Source organism: Acidovorax sp. KNOB132 (assembly GCF_057541515.1).
The window spans coordinates 1-548 of record NZ_BAAJYT010000665.1 but is presented as its reverse complement, the minus strand read 5'-3'; the positions used below and the strand labels follow the sequence as shown (position 1 = coordinate 548).

Below are 548 nucleotides of genomic sequence, written 5' to 3'. Positions count from 1 at the left end.
GGGGCGACACCTCGCAGCCGCTGCGCGATCGCCTGCAGCTGGCGCAGGAGGCCCGGCGCTTCGCCGTGACCGAGCTGGCGCTGCCCGACAACGCCAGCTACCGCCGCTATGCCGACCTGGGCCGCCGCGCGGCCGTGTGGAACGTGGTGGCCGCGCCGCCCGATTCGCTCACGCTGCACCGCTGGTGCTTTCCGATCACGGGGTGCATCGGCTACCGCGGCTATTTCAACGAGGCCGATGCGCGCGCCGAGGCGGATCGGCTGGCCACCGAGGGCCTGGAGGTGGGCGTGTACGGCGTGCCGGCGTATTCCACCCTGGGCTACATGAACTGGGCGGGCGGCGACCCGCTGCTCAACACCTTCATCGGCTGGCCCGAGGGCGAGTTCGTGCGGCTGCTCTTTCACGAGCTGGCGCACCAGGTCGTGTACGCCCATGGCGACACGCTGTTCAATGAATCGTTCGCCACCGCCGTGGAGCGCCTGGGCGTGGCGCGCTGGCTGGCCGAGCGCGCCACGCCGCAGGCGCGGGCCGACTACGCGCGCGGCGAT

At 72.3% G+C, this 548-nt stretch carries 1 protein-coding gene; it reads left to right on the top strand.

The genetic code is table 11. The features are described 5' to 3' along the window. Positions 1 to 548, top strand: a 548-nt coding sequence (locus AC27IO_RS25295; RefSeq protein WP_498741355.1) for an aminopeptidase, incomplete at both ends; no start/stop codon positions are given.